Here is a 580-nt window from a genome sequence, read left to right on the forward strand (position 1 = left end):
ACGGACTGTCAGGTCACCGACAGTGGTTTCGCGGCCGATGCGCGGTGTCAGGTTCTGCACGAGCGCGACGTCGGTGGACGTGCCGCCCATGTCAAAGGTCAACAGGTCCGAGAAGCCCGCCTGTTCCGCGGCCCATACCGCGCCGGTGACACCGCCTGCAGGTCCCGAGAGCAAGAGGGACACGGGGTTGCCCGAAGCCACCCGGCCCGAAACCAGCCCACCGTCACTGCGCAGGATGGACAGTTGCGCATCGATGCCCGCCTCGCCAAGCTTGCTCTCCAGATTGCCAACATATCGGGACACCTGGCCCTGCACATAGGCGTTAGCGACGGTTGTGATGGTGCGCTCGTACTCGCGGAGCTCGGGGAGAACAATGGAGGACCGCGAAACGGGGATGCCCGGGAGTTCTTCGGCTGCGATCTCGGCGATGCGCTGCTCGTGCTCGCCGTTGGCGTAGGAGTTGATCAGGCTGATGCTTAGCGCCTCAATACCTTTTTTCTTTAGCTTTCGCAGCTGAATCCGGACGTCTTCCTCGTCCAGGGCCGTGATTACTTCACCGCTGGTGGTGATCCGCCCAATC

General features: G+C 62.8%; 1 protein-coding gene. It reads right to left on the bottom strand.

Features of this window, described 5'->3' with window-relative positions; translation table 11 throughout:
* On the bottom strand, positions 1 to 580 hold a 580-nt coding region (locus CXR02_RS21905), incomplete at both ends, for a hydantoinase/oxoprolinase family protein (RefSeq protein WP_308470709.1).

Source organism: Arthrobacter sp. 4R501 (assembly GCF_002929755.1).
Classification (GTDB): Bacteria; Actinomycetota; Actinomycetes; order Actinomycetales; family Micrococcaceae; genus Arthrobacter.